General features: G+C 70.5%; 22 protein-coding genes. 11 read left to right on the top strand and 11 right to left on the bottom strand.

Going from position 1 to position 26,633, the window contains the following annotated elements; genetic code table 11:
• Positions 1–33: 33 nt before the first annotated feature.
• From OG718_RS31030 to OG718_RS31020, 3 genes are all read right to left on the bottom strand, one after another.
• Positions 34–516, bottom strand: a complete 483-nt coding sequence (locus OG718_RS31030) for an EamA/RhaT family transporter (protein WP_143640472.1) — start codon at positions 514–516, stop codon at positions 34–36.
• 174 nt (positions 517–690) lie between these two features.
• On the bottom strand, positions 691–1,038 hold the full coding sequence (locus OG718_RS31025; protein ID WP_186001287.1) for an SH3 domain-containing protein: 348 nt from the start codon (positions 1,036–1,038) through the stop codon (positions 691–693).
• 63 nt (positions 1,039–1,101) lie between these two features.
• A complete protein-coding gene (locus OG718_RS31020; RefSeq protein WP_143640471.1) occupies positions 1,102–1,443 on the bottom strand; it encodes a peptidase in 342 nt (113 codons plus the stop codon).
• A 142-nt stretch (positions 1,444–1,585) separates the two neighbouring features.
• Here OG718_RS31020 and OG718_RS31015 point away from each other — a divergent pair, with 142 nt between their 5' ends.
• Entirely contained in the window at positions 1,586–3,748 is a 2,163-nt protein-coding gene (locus OG718_RS31015; protein ID WP_328845737.1) for a serine/threonine-protein kinase, read from the top strand.
• 166 nt (positions 3,749–3,914) lie between these two features.
• Here OG718_RS31015 and ilvD read toward each other — a convergent pair whose 3' ends face one another.
• The 4 genes from ilvD to OG718_RS30995 all read right to left on the bottom strand — a co-directional run bounded on the left by ilvD (position 3,915) and on the right by OG718_RS30995 (position 8,813).
• On the bottom strand, positions 3,915–5,768 hold the full coding sequence (gene ilvD, locus OG718_RS31010) for a dihydroxy-acid dehydratase (protein WP_328845736.1): 1,854 nt from the start codon (positions 5,766–5,768) through the stop codon (positions 3,915–3,917).
• Between the two features lie 146 nt (positions 5,769–5,914).
• Positions 5,915–6,535, bottom strand: coding sequence for a TetR/AcrR family transcriptional regulator (locus OG718_RS31005; RefSeq protein WP_306939306.1), 621 nt, complete (start codon positions 6,533–6,535; stop codon positions 5,915–5,917).
• On the bottom strand, positions 6,532–7,356 hold the full coding sequence (locus OG718_RS31000; protein ID WP_143640467.1) for a sugar phosphate isomerase/epimerase family protein: 825 nt from the start codon (positions 7,354–7,356) through the stop codon (positions 6,532–6,534). Before OG718_RS31000 ends, OG718_RS31005 begins: the two co-directional genes overlap by 4 nt.
• A 524-nt stretch (positions 7,357–7,880) precedes the next feature.
• Positions 7,881–8,813 (bottom strand): Ppx/GppA phosphatase family protein, encoded by a 933-nt coding sequence (locus OG718_RS30995; protein WP_143640466.1) that lies wholly within the window; start codon positions 8,811–8,813, stop codon positions 7,881–7,883.
• Positions 8,814–8,884: 71 nt separating this feature from the next.
• On the opposite strand from OG718_RS30995, the gene OG718_RS30990 reads away from it, so the two are divergent.
• Entirely contained in the window at positions 8,885–9,739 is an 855-nt protein-coding gene (locus tag OG718_RS30990) for a hypothetical protein (RefSeq protein ID WP_306939305.1), read from the top strand.
• Between the two features lie 97 nt (positions 9,740–9,836).
• Here the strand turns inward: OG718_RS30990 and OG718_RS30985 are convergent, their stop codons facing one another.
• A complete protein-coding gene (locus OG718_RS30985; RefSeq protein WP_443055173.1) occupies positions 9,837–11,720 on the bottom strand; it encodes a BACON domain-containing protein in 1,884 nt (627 codons plus the stop codon).
• A gap of 219 nt (positions 11,721–11,939) precedes the next feature.
• Between OG718_RS30985 and radA the strand changes: the two genes are divergently transcribed.
• Positions 11,940–13,349, top strand: coding sequence for a DNA repair protein RadA (gene radA / locus OG718_RS30980; RefSeq protein ID WP_143640463.1), 1,410 nt, complete (start codon positions 11,940–11,942; stop codon positions 13,347–13,349).
• Between the two features lie 70 nt (positions 13,350–13,419).
• Positions 13,420–14,544, top strand: a complete 1,125-nt coding sequence (gene disA / locus OG718_RS30975) for a DNA integrity scanning diadenylate cyclase DisA (RefSeq protein WP_055618634.1) — start codon at positions 13,420–13,422, stop codon at positions 14,542–14,544.
• A 249-nt stretch (positions 14,545–14,793) separates the two neighbouring features.
• Here the strand turns inward: disA and OG718_RS30970 are convergent, their stop codons facing one another.
• On the bottom strand, positions 14,794–15,615 hold the full coding sequence (locus OG718_RS30970; protein ID WP_306939302.1) for a hypothetical protein: 822 nt from the start codon (positions 15,613–15,615) through the stop codon (positions 14,794–14,796).
• Between the two features lie 204 nt (positions 15,616–15,819).
• Here OG718_RS30970 and OG718_RS30965 point away from each other — a divergent pair, with 204 nt between their 5' ends.
• The 5 genes from OG718_RS30965 to cseC all read left to right on the top strand — a co-directional run bounded on the left by OG718_RS30965 (position 15,820) and on the right by cseC (position 20,303).
• Positions 15,820–16,749 (top strand): A/G-specific adenine glycosylase, encoded by a 930-nt coding sequence (locus OG718_RS30965; RefSeq protein WP_143640461.1) that lies wholly within the window; start codon positions 15,820–15,822, stop codon positions 16,747–16,749.
• A gap of 271 nt (positions 16,750–17,020) precedes the next feature.
• Positions 17,021–17,578, top strand: a complete 558-nt coding sequence (locus OG718_RS30960; protein ID WP_143640460.1) for a SigE family RNA polymerase sigma factor — start codon at positions 17,021–17,023, stop codon at positions 17,576–17,578.
• Entirely contained in the window at positions 17,566–18,216 is a 651-nt protein-coding gene (locus OG718_RS30955) for a hypothetical protein (RefSeq protein ID WP_143640459.1), read from the top strand. The genes OG718_RS30960 and OG718_RS30955 overlap by 13 nt, the downstream gene beginning before the upstream one ends.
• A gap of 51 nt (positions 18,217–18,267) precedes the next feature.
• The gene (gene cseB, locus OG718_RS30950; protein WP_143640458.1) at positions 18,268–18,993 is read left to right on the top strand and encodes a two-component system response regulator CseB; all 726 of its coding nucleotides are present in this window, start codon (positions 18,268–18,270) and stop codon (positions 18,991–18,993) included.
• Entirely contained in the window at positions 18,990–20,303 is a 1,314-nt protein-coding gene (cseC, locus tag OG718_RS30945; RefSeq protein ID WP_143640457.1) for a two-component system sensor histidine kinase CseC, read from the top strand. Before cseB ends, cseC begins: the two co-directional genes overlap by 4 nt.
• Before the next feature lie 225 nt (positions 20,304–20,528).
• Here cseC and OG718_RS30940 read toward each other — a convergent pair whose 3' ends face one another.
• Positions 20,529–22,091, bottom strand: a complete 1,563-nt coding sequence (locus OG718_RS30940; RefSeq protein WP_328847864.1) for an MDR family MFS transporter — start codon at positions 22,089–22,091, stop codon at positions 20,529–20,531.
• 213 nt (positions 22,092–22,304) lie between these two features.
• Between OG718_RS30940 and OG718_RS30935 the strand changes: the two genes are divergently transcribed.
• The gene (locus tag OG718_RS30935; protein ID WP_143640456.1) at positions 22,305–22,892 is read left to right on the top strand and encodes a TetR/AcrR family transcriptional regulator; all 588 of its coding nucleotides are present in this window, start codon (positions 22,305–22,307) and stop codon (positions 22,890–22,892) included.
• 34 nt (positions 22,893–22,926) lie between these two features.
• Here OG718_RS30935 and OG718_RS30930 read toward each other — a convergent pair whose 3' ends face one another.
• Complete coding sequence (locus OG718_RS30930) at positions 22,927–23,622, bottom strand: M23 family metallopeptidase (protein ID WP_328845734.1); 696 nt, start codon at positions 23,620–23,622, stop codon at positions 22,927–22,929.
• 463 nt (positions 23,623–24,085) lie between these two features.
• Here OG718_RS30930 and OG718_RS30925 point away from each other — a divergent pair, with 463 nt between their 5' ends.
• A complete protein-coding gene (locus OG718_RS30925; protein ID WP_328845733.1) occupies positions 24,086–26,623 on the top strand; it encodes an NACHT domain-containing protein in 2,538 nt (845 codons plus the stop codon).
• Positions 26,624–26,633 lie beyond the last annotated feature (10 nt).

Here is a 26,633-nt window from a genome sequence, read left to right as displayed (position 1 = left end):
CCCCGCGCCCCTTTGGGGCCTGGGGCGGAGCCGCTAGCGGCGGCGCTTGCGGGATGGGTTTCCGGTGCGGCGGGAGGCTCGACGGGTGTGTTCGGCGCGGGCCGCCTCGTACTCCCGGCGGTGGAGTTTTTCGCCCGGGGCCTCGGTGAGGGAGCGGAAGAAGTAGGCCAGGAGGGCGCCCACGAAGCCGATGGCCAGGAGGCCGCGGAGGGATGCCTGGGTGTCGGGGTCGGGGCGCTCGGTGAAGCCCTCCCAGGTACGGCGGAAGGCGATCGCGCTGCAGATCGCGAACATCACGACGACAAGGAGGGTGACGAAGCCGCCCACGGCCGCGATCGCCAGTCCCTCGTAGGCGAAGCGGAGGATCAGGCAGCTCGCCACTGCGGCCGCCAGCGAGCCGGCGGCCACGGTCGCGCGGCGTCCCGCATAGCCGCCGTCGTGGTCCACCCAGGTCGTTCCGAAGAAGCGGATCGGTTCGGGGCGGGGGCCTGTGGGGGTGCCGGTTTCGTCGCTCACCGCTCGATTATCGCCCCGCCCGCAGACGGAGTGGCCTGCGGGCGGGGCGATTCTCGGGCTCGTCCCTACCCTGAGTCCGGGCCTGAGTCCGGGCTCGGTGTCGAAGGGGCGGACGTGGCGGTGGTGTTCGGGCTTGTTCCGAGTGTTCGGGTTTCGCTCAGGGGCGCAGAGGGATCAGCCGCAGCGCGCGGCCACGTAGCCGTCGCTGCCCGTGTTCACGTACGCGTCCGAGACGTACTCGCCGTTCGCGACGTTGTCCCAGATGTTCGTCGTGCCGTAGGGCCCGCTGATCGTCTCTCCCGGGGTCTGGCAGTAGATCCGGACACTGGAGCCCACGCGCAGGGTGCCGACGATGGAGTACCCGGTGCCCGGGCCGCTGCGGACGTTCACGGTGTAGCCCGGTGCGATCGGGTACGCGCGTGCCGCCGCCGCGTTCGCGGACGTGGGCGAGCCCATGACCATGAGGAAGGCCCCGGCCGCCGCACCGGCGATCAGAGTGCCTCTGCCCTTGCCGAACCTCATCTTTCTCCCCTCATCTGTGTCCCCCTCATGTGTGTCCCTCTCGGATCTCGCGTCCCGCACGGCTCAGGCGCAGCGCGGCGCCACGTAGCCGTCGCTGCCCGTGTTCACGTACGCGTCCGAGACGTACTGGCCGTTCGCGATGTTGTCCCAGATGTTCGTCGTGCCGTAGGTGCCGGTGACCCACTCGCCGGGCTTCTGGCAGTTGATCGGCACGCGGGATCCGAGCGGCAGCACCTTGATGAGCTGGTACTGCGTGCCGGGCCCGCTGCGAACCTTCAGGCGGACACCCGGGGCGACCGGGTATCGGACCGCCAGCGCCTCCGTGCTTTCCGCGGCGGCCAGTGTCTCGGTCGCCGTCCCCTCCGCTGCGCCTTCGACCGTGCTCGTTCTGTCCTCAACAGCCATTCCGGCCTCCCCCGTTGATGTTTGTCCTGTGCACGTCTTTCACACGCGACCCGCGCAGGCTAGCAAGCCCCTCCGACATCGCACGCACCATCGACTAGGCTCCGTGCGTCGCGCTCGCGGACACAGATCACGGGGGTGGGCCATGGCCCCGCTGCGCAGCTTCGGTCCCGGCAAGGAAGCGGAACACCCGGAATACGCCGGGCAGTACCGCCTCGAGTCATGCCTGGGCGCGGGCGGCATGGGTGTGGTGCATCTCGCGACGTCTGCTTCCGGGCTGCGTCTCGCGATCAAGGTCGTGCATTCCGAGTACGCGGCGGACCCCGAGTTCAGGGCGCGTTTCCGGCAGGAGGTGAGCGCCGCCCGACGAGTGAGCGGGGCCTTCACCGCACCCGTGGTGGACGCGGATCCGAACGCCGAACTGCCGTGGATGGCAACGCTGTTCATACCTGGCCCGACGCTCGCCGAGCAGGTGAAGCGGAATGGTGCGATGGAGCCCGACGAGGTGCGCAGGCTCGGTGCGGGCCTGGCCGAGGCGCTGCGCGACATCCATCGCGTCGGGGTGGTGCACCGCGATCTCAAACCGAGCAATGTTCTCCTCGCGCCCGACGGCCCCAAGGTCATCGACTTCGGGATATCGCGTCCGACGGACAGTGATCTGCGCACGGAGACAGGGAAGTTGATCGGTTCGCCGCCCTTCATGGCGCCCGAACAGTTCCAGCGGCCGAGGGAGGTCGGGCCCGCCGCCGACGTGTTCGCAATGGGCGCGGTGCTCGCCCACGCGGCGACCGGACGCGGGCCCTTCGACTCCAACAGCCCGTACATCGTCGCGTATCAAGTGGTGCACAACGAGCCGGACTTGGCGGGTGTCCCGGACGACCTGGTGCCGTTGATCCTGCGCTGCCTCGCGAAGGATCCCGACGAACGGCCCGTGCCCGCCGAGGTGATGGACGCCCTGCGGCAGCCGGCACCCGCTTCGGCACCCCGCATTCCCGCCCAGCGGCGCCCTCCGGAGGAGACACACATCGCCGCGAGCCCGCGGCCGGAGCCCGTCGCTCCCCCGCGCGCTCGCCGCCGTCTCAGACGGGCGACGGCGGTCGGCGTCGCGCTCGTGCTGGCTGTCGGAGGCGTCCTGGGCGTACGGGAATGGGTCTCGTCCGAGACACCGTCGACCGGATCCGCCGCGGAAAGCCCCGAAGCGTTTCGGCCGTGGAGTACGAGCCTCGGCAGCGCTCGGGCACAGGGCACGCCTCCGGTCTGTACATCCGGTGGAGGCGCCCTCTACTGCTCGGCGCCAGGGATCGCGGCGGCGAGGCTCGACCCCACGGACGGCCGGATCGTCTGGTCGCACAAGGCCGGGGACGTCGGCGAGAAGAACGATGTGGCCGACGACGGCGGCGACGGTGGTGGTGGTTCGGCGGACGCGAAAGCACTGCCCGAGCTGTCCGGCGGACTGCTGCACATCACGAGCGGCAGCCGGCTCAGCGCGCTCGATCCCCGGTCGGGGAAACAGAAATGGGACGCCGACATCTCCGCGTACGCGTCCGTCGTGCACACCGCGGACACCACGCTCCTCGTCGGGGAGCGCGGCACCGTGCGGGCGCTGGACAGCACGACGGGCAAGGAGCGCTGGGATTCGCATGTCGGCGGCCTGGGCACGCAGTGGATCGGCGGATCGGACGAAGCCGGGGTGTTCTATGCGGCGACGCCCTCGGCCGACGGATCCGTCACACAGGTCAGCGCGGTGTCCGCGGACCGCGGCACCGTGCAGTGGACGAGATCAGCGGCGGGAAACCTGAGCCCGTTCGCCGCTCCGGACGGGGCCGTCCACCTCATGTCGACGAACGTCGATCAGCTGGTCGACGCGGTCGTCCGGATCGACAGCGGAAAGAGCGGGGAGCGGAGCGTCCACCGGGTGCCCCTGCCGACTCCGCTCGACCGGGCCTCGGCCGCGGAGAGCGGTGGAGTCGTGTACCTCAGCGATGTCGGCGGTTCACTCGTGGCCGTCGATACGCGCCAGGCCGGGAAGAGCACCGAGCGATGGCGCCTCGAGACATCGGTCAGCCGTCCGTCGAGGCCCGTGGTGTCCGGCAGTCACGTGTACGTCACCGCCCCCGACGGCCGCCTTCTCGCCACGGACGTCCGGAGCGGCGACCCCCTGGGCCAGACCCGCCCCCGCCTCGGCGGCGACATGGCACGAGTGGTGGCCGAGCTGCCCCTGCCCGTCGTCATGGACGGGAAGGTCTTCGGCAGCGCGCCCGACGGAAGTGTCTTCGCGGTGGACGCCCGCAAGCCCGCCGGCTGGTAGTACCCCGGCACCCGTGACGAGCCGCACGGTTCCATGCCATGCCATGCCATGCCTGCCGTGCCGTGCCGTGCCGTGCCGTGCCGCAAGCAAGCACTGAGCCCCGCAAACGGCGAACCCGCCCGGTGGTGAGGACCGGGCGGGCCCACGTGATGGGGTGGTGCGGGGGTTAGCCGAGTTTGGAGACGTCTCGGACTGCGCCCTTGTCCGCGCTGGTCGCCATCGCCGCGTATGCGCGGAGGGCGGCCGAGACCTTGCGCTCGCGGCCGGCCGGAGCGTAGACGCCGCCCAGGGCCTCGCGGCGGGTGGCCAGCTCCTCGTCGGAGACCAGGAGCTCGATGCCGCGGTTCGGGATGTCGATACGGATGCGGTCGCCGTCCCGGACGAGGGCGATCGTGCCGCCGGAGGCCGCCTCCGGGGAGGCGTGGCCGATGGACAGGCCGGACGTGCCGCCGGAGAAGCGGCCGTCGGTGATCAGGGCGCAGGTCTTGCCCAGGCCGCGGCCCTTCAGGAAGGACGTCGGGTAGAGCATCTCCTGCATGCCGGGGCCGCCCTTGGGGCCCTCGTAGCGGATGACGACGACGTCGCCGTGCGTGATCTCCTTCTTGAGGATCTTGTCGACGGCCTCCTCCTGCGACTCGCAGACGACCGCCGGGCCCTCGAAGGTCCAGATCGACTCGTCCACGCCCGCCGTCTTCACGACACAGCCGTCGACGGCGAGGTTGCCCTTGAGGACCGCGAGGCCGCCGTCCTTCGAGTACGCGTGCTCCGCCGAGCGGATGCAGCCGCCCTCCGCGTCCTCGTCGAGGGCCTCCCAACGCTCGGACTGGGAGAAGGCCTCGGCGGAACGGACACAGCCGGGTGCCGCGTGCCACAGCTCCAGCGCCTCGGGGGACGGGGAGCCGGCGCGGACGTCCCAGGTCTTCAGCCAGTCGGAGAGGGACGGGCTGTGGACCGAGTGCACGTCCTCGTTCAGGTGGCCGCCGCGGTGCAGTTCGCCGAGCAGAGCGGGGATACCTCCGGCCCGATGCACGTCCTCCATGTAGTACGTCCGGTCCTTGGCCACGTTCGGGGCGACCTTGGCGAGACAGGGCACGCGGCGCGAGACGTCGTTGATCTCGTCGAGACCGAACGGGACGCCCGCCTCCTGGGCGGCGGCCAGCAGGTGGAGGATCGTGTTGGTCGAGCCGCCCATGGCGATGTCGAGCGCCATGGCGTTCTCGAAGGCCGCGATCGTGGCGATGTTGCGCGGCAGGACCGTCTCGTCGTCCTGCTCGTAGTAGCGGCGGGTGATGTCCATCACCGTGCGCCCCGCGTCCTCGTACAGCGCCTTGCGGGCGGTGTGCGTGGCGAGGACCGAGCCGTTGCCGGGGAGAGAGAGGCCGATGGCCTCCGTCAGGCAGTTCATGGAGTTGGCCGTGAACATGCCGGAGCAGGAGCCGCAGGTCGGACAGGCGTTCTCCTCGATACGGAGGATGTCCTCGTCCGAGATCTTGTCGTTCACGGCGTCGGAGATCGCGTCGACCAGGTCGAGCGTACGGACCGTGCCGTCGACCAGGGTCGCGCGGCCGGACTCCATGGGGCCGCCGGAGACAAAGACCGTCGGGATGTTCAGGCGCAGGGCCGCCATCAGCATGCCGGGCGTGATCTTGTCGCAGTTCGAGATGCAGATCAGGGCGTCGGCGCAGTGGGCCTCCACCATGTACTCGACGCTGTCCGCGATCAGGTCTCGGGAGGGCAGGCTGTAGAGCATGCCGCCGTGGCCCATCGCGATGCCGTCGTCGACCGCGATCGTGTTGAACTCGCGCGGGATGCCGCCTGCGGCCGTGATGGCCTCGCTCACGATCCGGCCGACCGGCTGGAGGTGGGTGTGGCCGGGCACGAACTCGGTGAAGCTGTTCGCGACCGCGATGATCGGCTTGCGGCCGATGTCCGCGCCCGGTACACCGGAGGCGCGCATAAGGGCGCGTGCGCCCGCCATGTTGCGGCCGTGGGTGACTGTGCGGGACCTCAGCTCGGGCATCGTCGCTCGCTCCTTCGGAGAGTAATGACTCACGTCGAGCGTACGCCGGTCGTTCCGGTTGCCGACGCGGTGTCCGGAATACGGGATGGGCGTCTCGGCTTTCGGCTGCCGGCCAGGTGGGGCCCGTCGCGCAGTTCCCCGCGTTCCTAGAGACGGTGCGCGGTCAGGTGGGCCTGGATTGCCGGGGCCACCCTCTCGATGATCTGCTCCGGGTCCGCCGACGCCAGGGGCTCGACCTTGATGACGTAGCGCAGCATCGCGATGCCCACGAGTTGGGCGGCGGCCAGTTCGGCGCGGAGCTCGGCGTCCGGGAGGTCCAGCTGGGCGGCTACGCGGCGCAGCAGCTGGGTGGAGATCAGGCGACGGAAGACGCCGGCCGCGGCCTCGTTGTTCACTGCGGAGCGGACGATCGCGAGCAGTGCCTTGCGGGTGGCCGGGTTCTCCCAGACTCCGAAGAAGAAGCGGGCCAGCCGCTCGCCGACGCCGTCGAGAGGGCCTTCCGCGATCGAGCCCGGGGCGCTCAGGAGAGGCCCGAAGGCGACCTCGATGGACGCCTCGAAGACCTGCTCCTTGGTGCCGAAGTAGTGGTGCACGAGCGCCGAGTCCACGCCCGCGGCCTTGGCGATGCCGCGTACGGACGTCTTCTCGTACCCCCGCTCGGAGAACTCCTCGCGGGCCGCCGCCAGAATGCGGTCGGGGGCCGCGGGGGTGTCCGCGGAGTCCGCGTGGGAGGGGCGTCCGCGGCGGCGCGGGGCGGCGCTGGTCACGAGCGCGGGACCCGTACGGCCGAGGCCAGGTGGAGCCGGGTGAAGGCGAGGGCCTCCGCCAGGTCGGCCTCGCGTTCGGCGCTGGACATGGCCCGGCGGGTGTTGACCTCGATGACGACGTGGCCGTCGAAGCCGGACAGGGCGAGGCGTTCCAGCAGCTCGGCGCAGGGCTGTGTGCCGCGGCCGGGGACGAGGTGCTCGTCCTTGTTGGAGCCGTTGCCGTCGGCGAGGTGGACATGGCCGAGGCGGTCGCTCATGCGGTCGATCATCTGAAGCGCGTCCGAGCGGGCGGTCGCCGTGTGGCTGAGATCGATCGTGAAGTGGCGGTAGTCCTCCTTCGTGACGTCCCAGTCGGGGGCGTAGGCAAGCATCTCGCGGTCGCGGTAACGCCAGGGGTACATGTTTTCGACGGCGAACCGTACGTCCGTCTCGTTCGCCATCCGCCAGATCCCGGTGACGAAGTCACGCGCGTACTGGCGCTGCCAGCGGAAAGGGGGGTGTACGACGACCGTGCTCGCACCGAGTTTCTCGGCCGCCGCCTGGGCGCGCTGGAGCTTGGTCCACGGGTCGGTGGACCAGACGCGCTGGGTGATGAGCAGGCAGGGGGCGTGGATCGCGAGGATCGGGACCTGGTGGTAGTCGCTGAGGCGGCGGAGGGCCTCGATGTCCTGGCTGACGGGGTCGGTCCACACCATGACCTCGACGCCGTCGTAGCCGAGGCGTGCGGCGATCTCGAAGGCCGTTGCCGTCGACTCCGGGTACACGGAGGCCGTGGACAGTGCGACCTTCGCATCCGGGATGCGCACGACTGGTTCTGCCACGGGGACAGGTTACGGGGTGGCTCTGGTGGTTGTGTTCGGGTGGGGGGCTTTGGCCGGGGGGTGACGGTCGGGGGGCTGGTCGGGGTGGCTGGTTGCCGTTGGGGATTCGGTTCGTGGGTGGGTGCGGGTTGGGTGAGGGGTGGGTGTGGCTTGTCGCGCAGTTCCCCGCGACTCTGGGTGCCCCGGGGGGGTGGGATCGGGGCGTGTGTCGGGTGCGGGTCGGTTCGGGTTGCTCGCGCCGTTCCCCGCGCCCCTGGGGGGGTGGGGCTGAGGTCGTGTGTCGGGTGACGGCCGGCTTGGGTTGCTCGCGCCGTTCCCCGCGCCCCTAAAAGATTGCGCAGTTCCCCGCGCCCCCAAGAGGCGGCGTCGTTCCCCGTGCCCCCAAGAGGCTGCACCGTTCCTCGCGCCGCGAAAGACTGCGTCGTTCCCCGTGCGCCCGAAGACTGCGCCGTTGCCCGCGTCCCCGGCTTCCGCGCCCCCGAGAGATTGCGACTGGTGCTGGGTCCCCGGGCGGGTTCGGGGGGCTACGGGGTCGCCATCTGGTCCAGGGTTCGGAGGATTACGCCCTCTCTCAGGGCCCAGGGGCAGATTTCCAGGGTTTCTACGCCGAAGAGGTCCATGGCGCCGGCGGCGACGATGGCGCCGGCGAGGAGCTGGTTGGCGCGGCCCTCGGAGACGCCGGGGAGTTCGGCGCGTTCGGCGGTGGTCATGGAGGCGAGGCGTGGGACCCAGTCCTCCAGGGAGCGGCGCTTGAGCTCGCGCTGGACGTACAGGCCGTCGGCCGAGCGGGCGGCCCCCGCGATACGGGCGAGCTGCCGGAAGGTCTTGGAGGTCGCGACCACGTGGTCGGGGGCGCCGAAGCGGCTGAACTCGCCGACCGTACGGGCGATCTGGGCCCGCACATGGCGGCGCAGGGCCTTGATGTCCGCCGGGTCAGCGGGATCGTTCGGCAGCCAGCCCGCGGTCAGCCGGCCCGCGCCCAGCGGCAGCGAGGCCGCCGCGTCCGGCTCCTCGTCGATGCCGTACGCGATCTCCAGCGAGCCGCCGCCGATGTCGAGGACGAGCAGCTTCCCCGCCGACCAGCCGAACCAGCGGCGGGCGGCCAGGAACGTGAGCCGCGCCTCCTCCGCGCCGGTGAGGACCTGGAGCTCGACGCCGGTCTCGGCGCGCACCCGGGCCAGTACGTCGTCGGCGTTGCTGGCCTCCCGCACGGCGGAGGTCGCGAACGGCAGCAGGTCCTCGACGCCCTTGTCCTCGGCGGCCTCCAGCGCCTCCTGGACAACGGCGATCAGTTTGTCGACTCCTACAGAATCGATCGCGCCGCTCTCGTCGAGGAGTTGGGCGAGCCGCAGCTCCGCCTTGTGCGAGTGCGCGGGCAGCGGGCGCGCGCCGGGGTGTGCATCCACCACCAGCAGATGCACCGTGTTCGATCCCACGTCGAGGACACCGAGTCTCATGTACGGAACGCTACTGCGCGCGGAACGCCCAGCAGTCCCCGGATGGCTTCCCGGCCACTTACCCTGGACTCGTGCCAAAGACGAAAAAGGCAAAGCCCGACAAGTCGGCAGCGTCCGCCAAGTCCGCCAAGGGCGCGGCCAAGTCCAAGAAGTCCCCGGATCTCCCCAAGCAGGGCGACGAGAAGGGGCTCGACTTCGCGCGTGCGTGGGTGGAGTTCCCGGATCCGGCCGACGACGAACAGATCTTCCGCTGCGATCTGACATGGCTGACCTCTCGCTGGAACTGCATCTTCGGAAGCGGCTGCCAGGGAATCCAGGCGGGCCGCGCGGACGACGGGTGCTGCACGCTGGGCGCCCACTTCTCGGACGAGGAGGACGAGAAGCGCGTCGCCGGGCATGTGGCGAGGCTCACGCCGGAGATGTGGCAGAACCACGAGGTGGGGACCGAGACCGGCTGGGTCTCGAAGGACGAGGACGGCGACCGGCAGACCCGGCCGTACCAGGGCTCGTGCATCTTCCAGAACCGGCCGGGCTTCGCGGGCGGCGCGGGCTGCTCGCTGCACATCCTGGCCGTCAAGGAGGGCCGCGAGCCCCTGGAGACCAAGCCGGACGTCTGCTGGCAGCTGCCGGTCCGGCGTACGTACGAGTGGATCGACCGGCCCGACGACACCCGGGTGCTCCAGGTCTCGATCGGCGAGTACGACCGCCGCGGATGGGGTCCGGGCGGGCACGACCTGCACTGGTGGTGCACGTCGGCGACCTCGGCGCACGGCGCGGGCGACCCGGTCTACGTCTCGTACCGGCCGGAACTGATCGAGCTGATGGGCAAGGCCGGCTACGACCGCCTGGTGGAGCTCTGCGAGGAGCGCCTGGCGTCCCAGCTGCCGTTGCTGGCTCCGCATCCGGCGGACCCCGTCGGCAAATAGGCGCCGCCCCGTAAGGGCCAGCGCCCCGTCAGGGGCGCGGGGAACTGCGCGACCGGCCCACGACTGCTCGCGGACGAGGACCGGCCGGCGGAAGCGTTCAGCCCTCCGACGGGCTCGGGTCGCCACTGTCACTCGGAGTACCACTGGGCGGCGGCGTAGAACCTCCGGAGGACTCCGGCGGGGGTTCCGGCTCCGGGTCCGACGGAGCCGTGTCGCTGGGCGTGGGCTCGGGATCGGGACTGGACGGCGGCGGATCGCTCGGCGTGGGCTCCGGGTCGGGCCCCGGGCCGGTCGGACCGGGATGGGTCGGTGTCGGCGCGGGCGGATCCGGGCGGGGCCCCGGATGCGTCGGGCTCGGGCCCGCCGTCCCGTAGCCGTCGATCGTGACCACCGCGCCCGCGGGTGCCACCGACACGCTCGCGCTCCAGCGACCGATCGGCTCGCGCAGATGATCGACGTACACCTTGATCGTCAATGACTCGCCGGGCTCCAGCGTTCCGGACGACTGGCTGAGGTAGAGCCAGGACGCTCCGGTGTGCGCGGACCAGTGGACCGGTGAACTCCCGGTCGCCGTGAGGGTGATCAGCGTCGTGTCGCCGCTGGAACCGGCCTCTACGGAGAGGCCGGTTTTCTGTTGTCCCGAGGCCACTCCGATGACTTCCACGGAGACGTCAGGCGAGTCGCCGCCCCGGGTGAAGCGGGGGTCGGGCCTGGTGCTGGCGTTGCCGGCGTTCTCGTAGCCGGGCCCCTCGCCGCCGAGTCCGTCGGGGCCGTGCGCCTCGTTCGCGGTGACCGGGCGGCCGTCCGTTCCCTCGCCGGTGAGGGGTGCGCCTCGGTAGGCCGCCCACAGAGCGAGTACGGGTGCCGCCACGACGGTGGCGACGACGGTGGTGGTGACGGCACGCGCGCGGAGGCGGTCACGACGGGCCGCGCGGTCCTTGGGGTCCATCGGGAAACCGCGCCGGTCGAAGCGCGGGCCGCCGCCCCGCGCGCGTGGGACGTGCGTCATCGCCCTGTGGAGGGCCGCGCGCGGGGCTTCGAGTACGGGCAGCGCGGCGGGCGTGACGCTGGTGCCGGGCCAGGAGCCGGGGACCGCGCGCTCCGCGGTACGGCGACAGCGCGGGCAGTCGTCGACGTGCCGGACCAGTTCGCGGCGCAGGGCCGTGCTGAGGACGAGGTGGTTGTCTCCGGTGAGCCGGCTGACTCCCGGACAGGTGCCGGTCTCGACGACGGCGAGGGCCGCGCGCGTGCGCTCGACCTCGCAGGCGGCCGTCGCCAGGAGTTCGCGGGCGGCGGCCAGGTCCATGCCGAGGACGGCGGCGACCTCGTGCGCGGCGAGCTGGTGCCGTACGGCCAGTTCGAGCGCCTCACGCTGTTCGGGCGTCGTACCGGCGGCCTCCGGCCAGGCCAGCAGGGCGAGTTCACGACGGCGACGGTCCTCCTCGGCGGCGGCGAGGAGGTCGGCGGTCGAGTCCGCGGCCCGGTCCGAGGGCCGGTCGGTTGTGCGGTCGGCTGTACGGTCTGCCGCCCGGTCTGTTGTCTGGCCGCCGGGGCGGTCGGCGACCGCGGCGGCGGCGCGGTGGACGCCGGCGTACGCACCTTGGGGGCGGCCGGAGGCGTGCGCACCCTCGGAACGTCCCAGCGCATGGGCGCCATGACGTTTCTGCTTGGCCTCGGCGAGCTTGCGCAGGCACGACCAGCGGGCGAGGGCGTACAGCCATGCCCTGCGGTCGTCGGGCGCCTCCGGGCCGCGCTGGCCGCGGCGTTCGGCCAGCGCGAGAACGTCTCCGAGGGCGGCGGTCGCCGTGTCGTGGTCGCACAGCACGGACAGGCAGTAGGTGAACAGACCGTCCAGGTACGGCTCGTAGCGCGGAGGCGGGCACTGCGCCAGCGTGCGCGCCGCCGCCCGGTCGCGCGCCTCGCGGTGCGCCCGGTGTGCGCTGGTGGTGCGGGTCGAGGTCTCGGGACTGCGGCTCATCACCCGTGCGACCGTAGGGGCCGGGCGGTGGCCCCTTCTTCCTGCTTGCGCACATTTAATCCGTACGGGTGAAACGATCCCTCATAAGGGGACAGGAACCCTGAATTCCATGGCGTGTTCCTGACGAGTCGTGGCCGGTTTGCGAAGGGTGCCCGGTTATCGGCATCGGGCGCGGAAAGGACCGGCATCGCGCCGTCAGTGAGGGCGGTTACGGTTCGTGTCATGGCTGCCCGTACGAAGACCGCGAAGGACCGGCCGTCCTACCGCTGCACCGAGTGCGGCTGGCAGGCGGCCAAGTGGCTCGGCCGCTGCCCCGAATGCCATGCGTGGGGGACGATCGACGAGTACGGCGCGCCCGCGGTGCGTACGACGGCCCCCGGCCGGGTCACCACGTCCGCGCTGCCCATCGGCCAGGTCGACGGCCGGCAGGCGACCGCACGCTCGACCGGCGTGCCCGAGCTGGACCGGGTGCTCGGCGGCGGGCTCGTACCGGGCGCGGTCGTACTCGTGGCGGGCGAGCCGGGCGTCGGCAAGTCCACGCTGCTGCTGGACGTGGCGGCCAAGGCGGCCAGCGACGAGCACCGCACGCTCTACATCACGGGTGAGGAGTCGGCGAGCCAGGTCAGGCTGCGCGCCGACCGCATCAAGGCGATCGACGACCACCTGTTTCTGGCGGCGGAGACGGATCTGGCCGCGGTCCTCGGTCACTTGGACGCGGTGAAGCCGTCCCTGCTCATCGTCGACTCCGTGCAGACGGTGGCCTCTCCGGAGATCGACGGCGCCCCCGGAGGCATGTCCCAGGTGCGTGAGGTGGCCGGGGCCCTGATCCGTGCCTCCAAGGAGCGCGGCATGGCCACCCTGCTGGTGGGCCATGTCACCAAGGACGGCGCCATCGCGGGACCGCGTCTCCTGGAGCATCTCGTGGACGTCGTCCTGAGCTTCGAGGGCGACCGGCACGCGCGCCTCAGGCTCGTACGAGGCGTCAAGAACCGTTACGGGACGACGGACGAGGTCGGCTGCTTCGAGCTGCACGACGAGGGCATCACGGGGCTGACCGACCCGAGCGGTCTGTTCCTGACCCGCCGGGCCGAGCCCGTCCCCGGCACCTGTCTGACCGTCACCCTGGAAGGCCGCCGCCCCCTGGTGGCCGAGGTCCAGGCGCTCACCGTGGACACCCAGATCCCCACCCCGAGGCGCACGACCTCCGGTCTGGAGACCTCCCGGGTCCAGATGATGCTCGCCGTTCTGGAGCAGCGCGGCCGGATCAGCGCCATCGGGAAGCGGGACATCTACACCGCGACGGTCGGCGGCGTGAAGCTCACCGAGCCCGCCGCGGACCTCGCGATCGCGCTCGCGCTGGCCAGCGCCGCGAGCGACACCCCGCTGCCCAAGAACCTCGTCGCGATCGGCGAAGTGGGCCTCGCGGGCGAGGTCAGACGGGTCACGGGCGTCCAGCGCAGACTCGCCGAAGCCCATCGTCTGGGCTTCACCCACGCCCTTGTTCCGAGCGATCCGGGCAAGATCCCTCCCGGCATGAAGGTCCTGGAAGTCGCCGACATGGGGGACGCGCTGAGGGTCCTCCCGAGGTCGCGTCGGCGAGAGGCCCCACGGGACGAGGAAGAGCGCCGGTAGACTTTGCCCAGGTCTCGCCCGTCCGTACGAACTCAGGGCGCCCCCAGACACCTGCGACCGGAGGAGTGCAGTGGCAGCCAACGACCGGGCAGCAGTTCCCGGCAAGTCCGCCGGGAGTTCCGGTGCCGATGGCCTGATGCGCACCTCACTCAGCGCCGTGGCACCCGGCACAGGGCTGCGTGACGGCCTGGAGCGAATTCTCCGCGGCAACACCGGCGGGCTCATCGTGCTCGGCTGGGACAAGACCGTCGAGGCGATGTGCAGCGGCGGTTTCGTGCTGGACGTGGAGTTCACGGCGACCCGGCTGCGCGAGCTGTGCAAGCTCGACGGCGGCATCATCGTCGACAAGGACATCACCAAGATCCTGCGGGCCGGTGTGCAGCTGGTGCCCGACCCCACCATTCCGACGGAGGAGACCGGTACCCGTCACCGCACGGCGGACCGGGTGAGCAAGCAGGTCGGCTTCCCCGTCGTCTCCGTCTCCCAGTCCATGCGGCTGATCGCGCTGTACGTGGACGGGCAGCGGCGGGTCCTGGAGGACTCGGCCGCGATCCTCTCCCGCGCGAACCAGGCCCTGGCCACGCTGGAGCGGTACAAGCTCCGCCTCGACGAGGTCGCGGGCACGTTGTCGGCCCTCGAGATCGAGGACCTGGTCACCGTCCGGGACGTGTCGGCGGTCGCCCAGCGGCTGGAGATGGTGCGGCGCATCGCGACCGAGATCGCCGAGTACGTGGTCGAGTTGGGCACGGACGGGCGGTTGCTCGCGCTTCAGCTGGACGAGTTGATCGCCGGGGTCGAGCCCGAGCGGGAGCTTGTCGTGCGGGACTATGTGCCCGAGCCGACGGCCAAGCGGTCGCGGACCGTCGACGAGGCGTTGTTCGAGCTCGACGCGCTCACCCATGCGGAGCTTCTCGAACTGCCGACGGTGGCTCGGGCGTTGGGGTACACCGGGTCGCCCGAGGCGCTCGACTCCGCCGTTTCGCCCCGCGGGTTCCGGTTGCTGGCGAAGGTGCCGCGGTTGCCGGGGGCGATCATCGACCGGCTTGTCGAGCACTTCGGTGGGCTGCAGAAGCTTCTTGCCGCGAGCGTGGATGATCTGCAGACCGTGGATGGGGTGGGGGAGGCTCGGGCTCGTAGTGTGCGGGAGGGGCTTTCCCGGTTGGCCGAGTCTTCGATCCTCGAGCGGTACGTGTAGCCGTCCGGCGGTTTGGCGGGGCCGGGCCTTGTGTTTTGGTGCGGGTTGGTGGGGGCTGGTCGCGCCGTTCCCCGCGCCCCTAAAGATTGCGCCGTTCCCCGCGCCCCTGGGTAGTGGGGGCTGAGCGCGCCGTTCCCCGCGCCCCTAAAGATTGCGCCGTTCCCCGCGCCCCTGGGTAGTGGGGGCTGAGCGCGCCGTTCCTCGCGCCCCTGAAAGACTGCGCCGTTCCCCCGCGCCCCTTTCGGGGTGCTAGTCCTTCTTCAGGACGAATGATGTCTGGGTCTTTGTGAAGCCTGGGGCCTTGGCCTCTACCAAGTAGGTTCCGGCTGTTGCTGCGATGGCCGGTGGGGTGGCGCACTCGGGGGCGCTGGACTTGCGGTTCCACTGGACGGTGTGGGTGACGCGGTCGTCGGCCGGGATGCGGAAGAGGATGGTGGCGGCGCCCGTCGGGCAGTCGGCCGAGGACCAGATCTCGTCGTCGCTTTCCGCCTGGGTGATGGTCAGGACCGCGTTCTTCGGACCGAGATCGAGCTTGCAGTCGCTGCCCGAGGAGTTTCTGGCGATCAGTTCGAAGGTGGGCTTCTCGCCGGGCGCGTACGCGTTGTTGACGCTGCGCACAGTCAACTTCACGGCACCGGCGGTGCAGTTGGGCAGGCTGGAACCGGCCGGGAGCGTGTCGCCGGAGCCACCGCCGCCCTCGCCGTCGTCCACGCTGCCACCGCCCGAGGCGGAGCCGCCGGAGGTGGAACCGTCCGAGCCGCCGGAACCCGCCGAACCGCCGGAGTCCCCAGAACCCCCGGAACCGCCGTCGCCTTCGTCGCCCGACTCGTCGCGCCCGCCCGGGGCTTGGCTGATCGCGGGATCGGAGCCGGAGGGGCCCGGTGTGATCGAGGCGGTGGGGTTCTTGTCGTTGGACCCGTCGGCGTCGTTCTTGCCGCCGCCCCCGCCACTTGAGGTCACCACCCACGTGACCAACAGCGCCAACACCGCGACCACGGACACGAGAACGGCCCTCCGTCGCCAGTAGATGGAGGAGGGAAGCGGCCCGACCGGATTGCGCATAGATCCCACGGCGCAAACTGTACGAGAGATCCGGGAGTTCACTGTCCCCACCCGCCGCTCACACCATCATCTTTTACAGATCATCGTCCCGGGGACGCCCTGTAAGGGGCGCGGGGAACTGCGCGGCAAGCCCCCGCCCACCCGCGGACAACACACGACGGCAGCCCCGCCAAACCGCCGGAGGCGCCCCCGCATGGGAGGATCGGACCTGCCATGACTGCGCCCACGAAACCCACATCCCACGCCCAGGCCGACGCACAAGAAGCCGTCGGCGACGACCTGCACGCCCCTGTCATCGACTGGTTCGAGGACAACGCGCGCGACCTGCCATGGCGGCGGGCCGACGCGGGACCGTGGGGAGTGATGGTCAGCGAGTTCATGCTGCAGCAGACGCCGGTGAGCCGGGTGCTGCCGGTGTACGAGCAGTGGCTCGCCCGCTGGCCACGCCCCGCCGACCTCGCCGAGGACGCGCCGGGCGAGGCCGTCCGCGCCTGGGGCCGCCTCGGCTACCCGCGCCGCGCGCTGCGACTGCACGGCGCCGCGGTCGCCATAACGGAGCGCCACGGCGGCGACGTACCCACCGAGCACGCCCAGTTGCTCGCGCTGCCCGGTATCGGCGAGTACACGGCGGCCGCCGTCGCCTCCTTCGCGTACGGGCAGCGGCACGCCGTGCTCGACACGAACGTGCGGCGCGTGTTCGCGCGGGCCGTCACCGGTGTCCAGTACCCGCCGAACGCCACGACCGCCGCCGAACGCAAGCTCGCGCGCGCCCTGTTGCCCGACGACGAGCGCACGGCCTCGCTCTGGGCCGCCGCGTCCATGGAACTCGGCGCACTCGTCTGCACGGCGAAGAACGAGAGTTGCGTGCGCTGCCCGATCGCGGCCCAGTGCGCGTGGCGGCTGGGGGGCAAGCCCGCGCACGAGGGGCCGCCGCGGCGCGGGCAGACGTACGCGGGCACGGACCGGCAGGTGCGCGGCCGGCTGCTCGCCGTGCTGCGCGAGGCGGTGGCGCCGGTCCCGCAGTCGGTCCTGGACCGGGTGTGGGACGAGCCGGTCCAGCGCGCCCGGGCCCTGGACGGGCTGGTCGCCGACGGTCTGGCCGAGCCCCTCGCGGGCGGTCTGTACCGGCTCCCGCTGAGCTGACTCACAGGTTCCACCGGGGTCCGTGACAGTTCGTCTTGACACCTCCCGGCAGGCAAACCGCCCCATAACCACCCCAGTCGGCGCCTCGCTTTACCCATCCCCTACTTCCGTTACACAACCGACGGACAGCCGAGCGCTTCCCGCAGGCTCGTTCGGACAGCCCCGTGACAACCGCTCCGTAACTTCAGTGCCGTACCGCGGACCAGCGGTACGGCAGGCAACGGACAACCGGCAGCACGCAGGTCGGAAAACGGGGACGGAGGCGGTTGGAATGGCGCATGGCGAGGTGCTCGAGTTCGAAGAGTACGTACGCACCCGGCAGGACGCGCTGCTGCGCAGCGCACGCCGCCTGGTCCCCGACCCGGTCGACGCCCAGGACCTCCTGCAGACCGCGCTGGTCCGCACGTACGGCCGCTGGGACGGCATCGCCGACAAGCGTCTCGCCGACGCCTATCTGCGCCGAGTCATGATCAACACGCGTACGGAGTGGTGGCGGGCCCGCAAGCTGGAGGAGGTCCCCACCGAGCAGCTGCCGGACGCGAGCGTGGACGACTCCACCGAGCAGCACGCCGACCGCGCGCTCCTGATGGACATCATGAAGGTGCTCGCTCCGAAGCAACGCAGTGTCGTCGTGCTGCGACACTGGGAGCAGATGTCCACGGAGGAGACCGCCGCCGCCCTCGGCATGTCGGCCGGCACGGTCAAGAGCACACTGCACCGGGCGCTCGCCCGGCTCCGCGAGGAGCTGGAGCGCCGGGCGTCCGACGAACGCGACCAGTTCGGCGCGGGTGTGCCGGAGCGTGAGGAGCGGGAGCGTTGCGCGGCCTAGGCACGACGGTTCCACGGCCCGGTGGGGCCTTGAAGGCGGTGATCACGGCAGTGGCCGTGCTCGCCGCCCTCGGCCTTTTGGTGTCCGCCTGCGGCACGGGCGGCACCGGCGCCCGTGACGAGGGCCCGGCTTCCGACTCGGTGTCCGCGGGCGCCGTGGAGGCCGGCACCCCCTCCGCCTCCCCCACCAAGGAACGCGCGGACGCCATCAGGCTCGTCCGGGCCGACCCGGGTGTCAGCGCGGCGGTCAAGCGCGACCTGAAGCCCTGCTTCGGCGACGAGTACCCGGTCGACGTGTCGTACGGAAAACTCACCGGCGGGACCGCGGACGACGTCCTGGTCAACGTGATGACCTGCGGCGACGCGGTCGGCGTCGGCTCGTACGTGTATCGCGAGGACGGCGACGCGTACAAGAATGTCTTCCGGGCCGAGGAACCCCCGGTCTACGCGGAGATCGACCGGGGCGACCTGGTGGTCACCCAGCAGGTGTACGGGAAGGGCGACTCGCTGGAGTATCCGTCAGGCGAGCAGGTCATCACGTACCGCTGGACGGCGAACCGCTTCGCGGAGCGGGCCAGGACGACGAACGACTACAGCAAGGTGGCGGGCGGCGAGACGCCGGTCCCGACCGAGAACTAGACCGGCCACTTCCGCAACCGACCCGACCGACCGAGAAACTGAGAGCACCGGATGACAGAGCAGACCCACGTCCTGTTCGTTGAGGACGACGACGTCATCCGCGAGGCCACCCAACTCGCGCTGGAGCGCGACGGCTTCGTGGTCACCGCGATGCCCGACGGTCTGTCGGGGCTGGAGGCGTTCCGCAGCGACCGGCCCGACATCGCGCTCCTCGACGTGATGGTGCCGGGGCTCGACGGTGTGTCGCTGTGCCGTCGGATCCGGGACGAGTCGACCGTGCCCGTGATCATGCTGTCGGCCCGCGCCGACTCGATCGACGTCGTCCTGGGCCTGGAGGCGGGCGCCGACGACTACGTGACGAAACCCTTCGACGGGGCCGTCCTCGTCGCGCGGATCCGTGCCGTGCTGCGGCGCTTCGGGCACGCGAGCGGGCCGCGGTCCGCGGCCGACTCCGAGGGCGGTCCGTCCGTCCCCGCCGATGGCGTGCTGTCCTTCGGGGACGGTGACGGCGAGCTGGAGATCGACACCGTGGGCATGGAGGTGCGCAGGGGCGGTACGCCGGTGGCGCTGACGCCCACCGAGATGCGGCTGCTCCTGGAGTTCTCGTCGGCGCCGGGCACGGTCCTGTCGCGCGACAAGCTCCTGGAGCGGGTGTGGGACTACGGCTGGGGCGGCGACACCCGCGTCGTCGACGTCCATGTGCAGCGGCTGCGTACGAAGATCGGCCAGGACCGGATCGAGACGGTCCGCGGCTTCGGCTACAAGCTCAAGGGATGAGGCTCCCGGTGCGGCCCAGAGGGCTGCGGATCGGGCTGCGCTGGAAGCTGAGTGCGGCGATCGCGCTGGTCAGCGCACTGGTGGCGCTGGTGCTCAGCATCGTCGTGCACAACGCCGCCTGGGTCACCATGCTGGACAACGCCCGCGATGTGCAGGACGAGCGGCTGCAGATCGCGGCGCGGTACTACGACACCTCCAGCGGGGCGGCCCGGCTGGGCACCAGGGTGGACGATCCGGACATACCTCAGGAGCTGCTGCGCAAGGTCAAGGCCGAACGGCGGGCCACCTTCGTGCAGGACAACGCCGACGGGGTGCCCGACATCTGGGCTGCCATGCCGATGCGGGATGGCCGGACCCTGTCGCTGCACACCCGTTTCACGGACCGCAGCGCCAACGTCATGGCGGACCTCGACCAGGCCCTGCTCATCGGTTCGATCGCGGTCATCTTCGGTGGCTGCGCCCTCGGCGTGCTGGTCGGCGGCCAGCTCTCCGGCCGCCTCCGCAAGGCCGCCAGTGCCGCGAACCTGGTCGCGCAGCGGCAGAGCGATGTGCGGGTGCGGGACGCCATCGGCGGTGTCGTACGGGACGAGACCGACGACCTCGCGCACGCGGTGGACGCCATGGCGGACGCACTGAAGCAGCGGTACGAGGCCGAGCGGCGGGTCACCGCGGACATCGCGCACGAGTTGCGCACGCCGGTGACCGGGCTGCTCACCGCGGCCGAACTCCTGCCGCCGGGGCGGCCGTCCGAGCTGGTCAGGGACCGGGCCCAGGCGATGCGCACGCTCGTGGAGGACGTGCTGGAGGTGGCGCGGCTCGACGGGGCGTCCGAGCGGGCCGAGTTGCAGGACATCAACCTCGGCGAGTTCATCAGCCGGCGGGTCGCCTCGACGCATCCGGACATCGAGGTCCGGGTGGTGCACGAGTCGTTGGTCACCACGGATCCGCGGCGTCTGGAGCGGGTTGTCGGCAACCTCATCGCCAATGCCGCCAAGCACGGCAAGCCCCCCATCGAGATCTCCGTCGAGGGGCGGGTCATCCGGGTCCGCGATCACGGGCCCGGCTTCCCCGCGGACCTGCTCGCCGAGGGGCCGAGCCGCTTCCGCACGGGCAGCAGCGACCGGGCGGGGCACGGTCACGGGCTCGGCCTCACCATCGCGGCGGGGCAGGCGCGGGTGCTCGGTGCGCGGCTGACCTTCCGCAATGTGGGGCTCGATGCGGGGCTGGGGCCGGTCGAGGGGGCGGTCGCCGTGCTGTGGCTGCCTGAACATGCGCCGACGAACACGGGAAGTTTCCCGATGCTTCCTTAGCACCCGCGGGTCGTCCGACATCCACGGGCCGTCCGTATCCGCCGGTCCGGTGGGGGCTGGTCGCGCAGTTCCCCGCGCCCCTAAAGACAAAGGCCAGGGCTACCGCCCCGGCCTTTCGTCTTTGAGGGGCGGTAGCCCTTGCCTTTAAGGGGCGCGGGAACTGCGCGACCAGCCCCCACCGGCCCGCAGCAAACACACAACGCAAGCCCCGCCATCAACGGATACTCAGACCGTCTCGGTCGGCGTCGGCGCCGAACCGCCCCTCAGCGGAACCTCCTTCACGAACACCGCCGCGATCAGGGCAACGACGGCGACCGCCGCTCCGAGGAGGAACGCCGAGTGCGTACCGGAGGACACCGCGTGCTGGTACGCCTCGCGCGCAGCGACCGGCAGCTTCGCGAGGCTCGCCGCGTCCAGTTGGGCCGACTGCTCGGTGACCTTCGAGCCCAGCGCCCCGGCCCGCTCGGTCATCACGTCCTGGACCCGGTTGTTGAAGAGCGCGCCCATGATCGCGACCCCGAAGGACGACCCGAGCGTACGGAACAGCGTGGTGGTGGACGACGCGACGCCCATGTCCTTCATCTCGACGCTGTTCTGCGAGACCAGCATGGTGATCTGCATCAGGCAGCCCATCCCGGCACCGACCACGGCCATGTACACCCCGGACGTCAGTCGCGACGTATCCGTGTCCATGAGCGACAGCAGGTACAGCCCGACCGCCATCAGCGCGCTGCCCACGATCGGGAAGGCCTTGTAGTGCCCGGTGTTGGTGGTGACCCGCCCGGCGACCATCGAGGTGACGAGCATCGCGCCGAGCATCGGCAGCAGCAGCAACCCGGAGTTGGTCGCGGACGCGCCCTGCACGGACTGCTGGTAGAGCGGCAGGAACAGCACCGCGCCGAACATCACGAACCCGGCGATGAAACCGATGACGGACATCAGCGAGAAGTTGCCGCTCCGGAAGATGTGCAGCGGCACGACCGGCGCGGCTGCCTTGGTCTGCCAGAACAGGAACCCGACGAGCGCCGCGACCCCGATCCCGATCAGCTCCATGATCATGGCGGAGCCCCAGGCGTACTCGCTCCCGCCCCAGGTGGTGACCAGCACGATCGAGGTGATGCCCACGGTGAGCAGCCCGGCCCCGAGGTAGTCGATCCGCGCCTGCGCCCGCTTCCGGGGCAGATGCAGTACGGCACTGATGGCGATCAGCGCGACGACACCGAGCGGCAGGTTGATGTAGAAGGACCAGCGCCAGCCCCAGTGGTCGGTGATGGTGCCGCCGACCAGCGGCCCGCCGATCATGGCGAGGGCCATCACGCCGGCCATCATGCCCTGGTACTTGCCGCGCTCCCGCGGCGGAATCAGGTCCCCGATGATCGCCATGACACCGACCATCAGACCGCCGGCACCGAGTCCCTGGATCGCCCGGAACCCGATGAGCTGCCCCATGTCCTGCGCCATTCCGCTCAGGGCCGACCCGATCAGGAAGAGCACGATCGAGGTCATGAAGACGCCCTTGCGCCCGTACATGTCGCCGAGCTTGCCCCAGATCGGGGTGGAGGCGGCGGTCGCGAGCGTGTAGGCCGTGACGACCCACGACAGGTGTTCGAGCCCGCCCAGCTCCCCCACGATGGTCGGCATGGCAGTGCCGACGATCATGTTGTCGAGCATGGCGAGGAGCATCGCGATCATCAACGCGAGCAGGACGACCCGAACGCTCCTGGGCTGCTTGCCCTCGACCTCGGCCGCCCCCTGTTCCGCTCCTGTCTCCGCCCCCGCTTCTACCACTGCCCCGGCTGCGTCAGCCGCCTTGGTGTCCGCCACTGTCCCCACTCCCCTGGGTACTGCACTGCTACTTACTTGCACTTACTTGCCGACCGGCTAGTTGACTACACTGGGGAAAAGTAGACCCGTAACTAGCCGGGCGTCAAGTAAGTTTTTCTTTACCTTACGGCGAGCACCTACGACACGTAGGGACGACAAGGACGAGGAGCAGCCACGATGGGCGGCAGCAGGCAGCGGCGGCGCGGGGACACCCGTCAGCGCATCCAGGACGTGGCCATCGAACTCTTCGCCGAGCAGGGTTACGAGAAGACGTCACTGCGGGAGATCGCCGAACGGCTGGACGTCACCAAGGCGGCGCTCTACTACCACTTCAAGACCAAGGAAGACATCCTCATCAGCCTCTTCCAGGACCTGACGAGGCCGATGGACGAGCTGATCGAGTGGGGCAAGGGGCAGCCGCACACCCTGGAGACCAAGCAGGAGCTGCTGAGCCGCTACAGCCTGGCGCTCACCGACGCGGCCCCCCTCTTCCGCTTCGTACAGGAGAACCAGGCCACGATCCGCGAGCTGAGCATCGGCGACTCCTTCAAGGACCGCATGCTCGGGATGCTGGACATCATCAGGGAGTCGGACGCCGCGCTGACGGATCAGGTCCGTTGCGTGAGCGCCCTGTTCACGATGCACGCCGGGATGTTCGCCCTCAAGGACATCGAAGGCGACCCCGAGGACAAGCGGAAGGCCGTCCTGGAGGTCGCCATCGATCTGGTCACGCGGGCACACGCCGGCGCTTCCGGGTCACTCTGAGCCCTGGACTCCCAACCGTGAGCCCCAGGCGCCCTTAGAGGCTCACGCCCTTCGAGCGCAGGAAGGCGACCGGGTCGACCGCCGAGCCGTAACTGGCCTTCGTGCGGATCTCGAAGTGCAGGTGCGGCCCGCTGGAGTTGCCGGTGTTGCCGGACAGGGCGATGCGCTGGCCGGTCTTCACTATCTGGCCGACCTTCACGTCCACGCGGGACAGGTGCGCGTACTGCGAGTACGTACCGTTGCCGTGCTTGATCACGACGGCGTTGCCGTACGCGGGTCCGTCACCGGCGCCGTTGCCGCCGGCCTTCACCACGGTGCCGCCGTGCGCGGCGACGACCTGTGTGCCGGAGGCGACGGCGAAGTCCTGGCCGGAGTGGGTGGACGACCAGAGGTTGCCGGCCTGGGCGAACTTCGCGGAGAGCTTGTACTTCTTGACGGGGTCGACCCAGGAGGCGGCCTTCTTGGCCGCGACGGGCTTGGCGGCGGCCTTCTTGGCGGCCGTCTTGCTCTTGGCCTTCGTCTGAGCGGCGGCCTTGGCCTGCGCGGCGGCCTGCTGCTGCACCGAGACGGCGGCGGAGCCCGGCAGCGCGACGGCGCTCGCCTTGGTGTCGGCGGCGACCGCGACCCCGGCTCCGAGCGCGGCCGAGGCTCCCAGGCCGAGAGCCATGGCGGCCGCCCGGACACGGAGCTTGGGCGTGCCGGGAAGGTGGGACGTGATGCGCTGCGACATGGGGCTACCTCCGGGGGACGGACATCGGGGGACGGGCATCGACACACCCGGCGCGCTGTCGGCGCACCGGGCGAGGTCCCTTGGTAACCCGCGCCGCCGTCATCCCACAAAGGGCCCATCTACGACCCGAAGTCGTACTTGACACCGAAACTTCCGACTCCTTGACAAGAAGAACGTCTGGGACGAAATCCTCCGCCTTTTCTCCGTGAAGTCTGGTTTACGCCCACTTCAGGGCCGTCCGCCCCGGCCCCGGACCCCTCACTCCGGGCCCGCGCCGCATGCGCTCCGACCCCGTCACCACCCCCGGGCCAAAGGTCCTTTTTGCCCGTTTCCAGTCCACCACTACTCGCCCTAGTACCGGACAAATCACCTGTGCGTCATGTCACCGGAGGGCATGATCCAGAGGCCCGGGAATGTGGCGGGGGCTACACAAGGGCCCAGGTGGTTCGCCTACGCTCGGTGCATGGTCGACGCCGGAGTGCTCGGGGCCCGTATCGCGTCCAGCGCGGTCGCACCGCTGGTGAAGAGGCTCTTCGTGAAGGACCAGCCGGGGGCCGGGCTGGTGAGCAGTCCGGTACGGATATCGGCGCTGGTGTCGTTCGGGCGCGAGAAACGGAGCGTCACGCCGAAGGACGTCGAGAAGGTCGCGGACGAGCTGGTCCTGAGGGCGTTGAGGACGGCGGGACCCGGCGAGCGGCCGGTGAAGGCCGAGGAGGCAGTCGCCATAAAGCACGCCCTCGGGCACTCGCTCGCCTCGCTCGGGCACATCACCATCGAGGACTACGAAGCCGTGGCTCTCGGCACCGACGAGTTCGCACGCCTCCTCCGCTCCAACACCACGGTCGCCGCCTACGGACTCAGCGGCGACGGCGAGTTCTTCTACGAGCAGCTGCTGCACACGGCCGCGCTGCACATTTTGAACTTCTTCACCCAGCGCTCCACCTACATCGCCCGGCAGCAGACCGCGCAGAGCCGGCAGCTTGCCCGGCTGGTGCGGGCCGTGGACGTCCTGCTGGGGCGCCTGCCGTCCCAGTCGGCCGAGGACGCGGGGTTCGAGGCGCGGTACGCGGAGCACATCACCGGGCGGTACGGAACGCTGACCATCTACGGCCTGGACACCGGGACGAGCGAGTGGTCGCTCGACACCGCGTATCTCAGCCTGGAGGCGACCCGGGAGCGCGACGGGCAGGACGGCGGACTCCAGATCCCCGCCGAGCAGGTCCTGGCGCAGCACGACCAGGTACTGCTGCGCGGGGTCGCGGGCTCCGGGAAGACGACCCTCGTCCAGTGGCTCGCGGTGACGACGGCGAGCCGTACGTACGACCATGGCCTGACGCACCTCATCGGGAGGGTGCCGTTCGTCCTGCCGATGCGCAGGATCGTGCGCCCGGGGACGGAGTTCCCCATCCCGGGGGACTTCCTGAAGGCCGTCGGCTGCCCGGTCGCCGGGGAGCAGCCGGCCGGCTGGGCGGAACGGGTGCTCCGGGCCGGGCGGGGTGTGCTGCTGGTCGACGGGATAGACGAGATCGCCGGTGACCGCCGGGACGCGGCCCGGCGCTGGCTGCGCGAACTGACCCGGACCTTCCCGGGGAACCTGTGGCTCGTCACCTCCCGCCCGTCGGCCGTGCCGGAGAGGTGGCTGGAGGCGGCGGACTTCCACGAACTCACGCTCTCCCCGATGGCACGCGACGACGTCGCCACGTTCGTACGGCGCTGGCACCGCGCCGCCGGAGCGGACGAGGGCGAGGGGATGTCACTGCTCCAGGCCGTGCGGACCACGTCCGAGCTGAACCGGCTGGCCACCAACCCGCTGATGTGCGGCATGCTCTGCGCACTCCACCGCGACCGGCGCGGCTTTCTCCCACAGGACAGGAAGTCCCTGTACGAGGCCGCCCTCACCATGCTCCTCGAACGTCGGGACCGGGAACGGGAGTTGGACCACCCCGACGGACTGCGCATCCCGTACGCCACGCAAGTGCAGCTGCTGCAGAAGCTGGCGTGGTGGCTGATCCGCAACAGCCGGGCGGAGATGGACCGTTCGGACGCGCTGCACATCATCGGGCAGGCGGTTCCCGCGGTGAATCTCGACGGGACCGCCGAGGACGTCTACCGGTCGCTGTTGCTGCGGTCGGGGCTGCTGCGGGAGCCGGCGGAGGGGAGGGTGGACTTCCTCCACCGGACCTTCCAGGACTACCTCGGCTCCCGACTGGCCGTGCAGGAGCTGGACTTCGATCTGCTGGTGAACAACGCGGAGAAGGACGACTGGGAGGACGTCATCCTTCTCGCCGTCGCGCACGCCCGTCCGAAGGAGGCGGAGCAGATGCTGCGGCGGCTGGTGGGGCTGGACACCTCGCGCGGGAAGCTGCTGGCCGCGGCGGGGTTGCGGTTCGCGGCGGAGGTGGAGCCTTCGGTGAGGACGCTGGTGGAGGAGGGGATGGGGTCACTGATTCCGCCGCGGACGCTCAGAGAGGCGGACGAGCTGGCACGAGCCGGCGGTGATCTGATAATTGCCCTCCTGCCGGGTCCGGAGGGGGTCGACGACCAGACAGCAGAACTGATGGTCAGGGCCACGGCTCAACTGGGCAGTGAGGCCGCGCTGCAGTTTCTGACCCGCTTCCGGAAACACCCGGGCACAGTCGTCCAGATGACCCTGGCCGCATCCTGGAAACACTTCGACTGCGAGATCTATGCGCGCACCATCCTCGCGCACCTGACCCAGCAGCACTTTGTCCCGGTCTACAGTGCTGCGGATCTCCGCGCACTCCGCTCCATCGGCGGCTGGAAGGACATCGTGGTCCTCGGTGCCTACCGGGTCGAAGACCTGACGGAACTCATCGTGCCCGAACGACTCACCCATCTCGAACTGGAAGCACCCCATCCAGTCGAAGGACTGGCCTGGCTCTCAGCCTTCCCCCATCTCGAGAGGGTCCATGTGGCGACAGAATTGAGTACGAACGAGGCACAGCAGGTGCCGCACTGGATCCAACTCACCACCCGCTAGTCAGCCGATT

The sequence above is a fragment of the Streptomyces sp. NBC_00258 genome (genome assembly GCF_036182465.1).
In the GTDB taxonomy this organism is placed as follows: Bacteria; Actinomycetota; Actinomycetes; order Streptomycetales; family Streptomycetaceae; genus Streptomyces.
This window is presented reverse-complemented; position numbering and strand designations above follow the sequence as displayed.

Coding starts and splice junctions, on each gene's coding strand:
- OG718_RS31025 (WP_186001287.1), bottom strand. CDS start 1,038: ATGAGGTTCGGCAAGGGCAGAGGCACTCTGATCGCCGGTGCGGCGGCC.
- OG718_RS31020 (WP_143640471.1), bottom strand. CDS start 1,443: ATGGCTGTTGAGGACAGAACGAGCACGGTCGAAGGCGCAGCGGAGGGG.
- OG718_RS31015 (WP_328845737.1), top strand. CDS start 1,586: ATGGCCCCGCTGCGCAGCTTCGGTCCCGGCAAGGAAGCGGAACACCCG.
- ilvD (WP_328845736.1), bottom strand. CDS start 5,768: ATGCCCGAGCTGAGGTCCCGCACAGTCACCCACGGCCGCAACATGGCG.
- OG718_RS30995 (WP_143640466.1), bottom strand. CDS start 8,813: ATGAGACTCGGTGTCCTCGACGTGGGATCGAACACGGTGCATCTGCTG.
- radA (WP_143640463.1), top strand. CDS start 11,940: ATGGCTGCCCGTACGAAGACCGCGAAGGACCGGCCGTCCTACCGCTGC.
- OG718_RS30965 (WP_143640461.1), top strand. CDS start 15,820: ATGACTGCGCCCACGAAACCCACATCCCACGCCCAGGCCGACGCACAA.
- OG718_RS30960 (WP_143640460.1), top strand. CDS start 17,021: ATGGCGCATGGCGAGGTGCTCGAGTTCGAAGAGTACGTACGCACCCGG.
- cseB (WP_143640458.1), top strand. CDS start 18,268: ATGACAGAGCAGACCCACGTCCTGTTCGTTGAGGACGACGACGTCATC.
- cseC (WP_143640457.1), top strand. CDS start 18,990: ATGAGGCTCCCGGTGCGGCCCAGAGGGCTGCGGATCGGGCTGCGCTGG.
- OG718_RS30935 (WP_143640456.1), top strand. CDS start 22,305: ATGGGCGGCAGCAGGCAGCGGCGGCGCGGGGACACCCGTCAGCGCATC.
- OG718_RS30930 (WP_328845734.1), bottom strand. CDS start 23,622: ATGTCGCAGCGCATCACGTCCCACCTTCCCGGCACGCCCAAGCTCCGT.
- OG718_RS30925 (WP_328845733.1), top strand. CDS start 24,086: ATGGTCGACGCCGGAGTGCTCGGGGCCCGTATCGCGTCCAGCGCGGTC.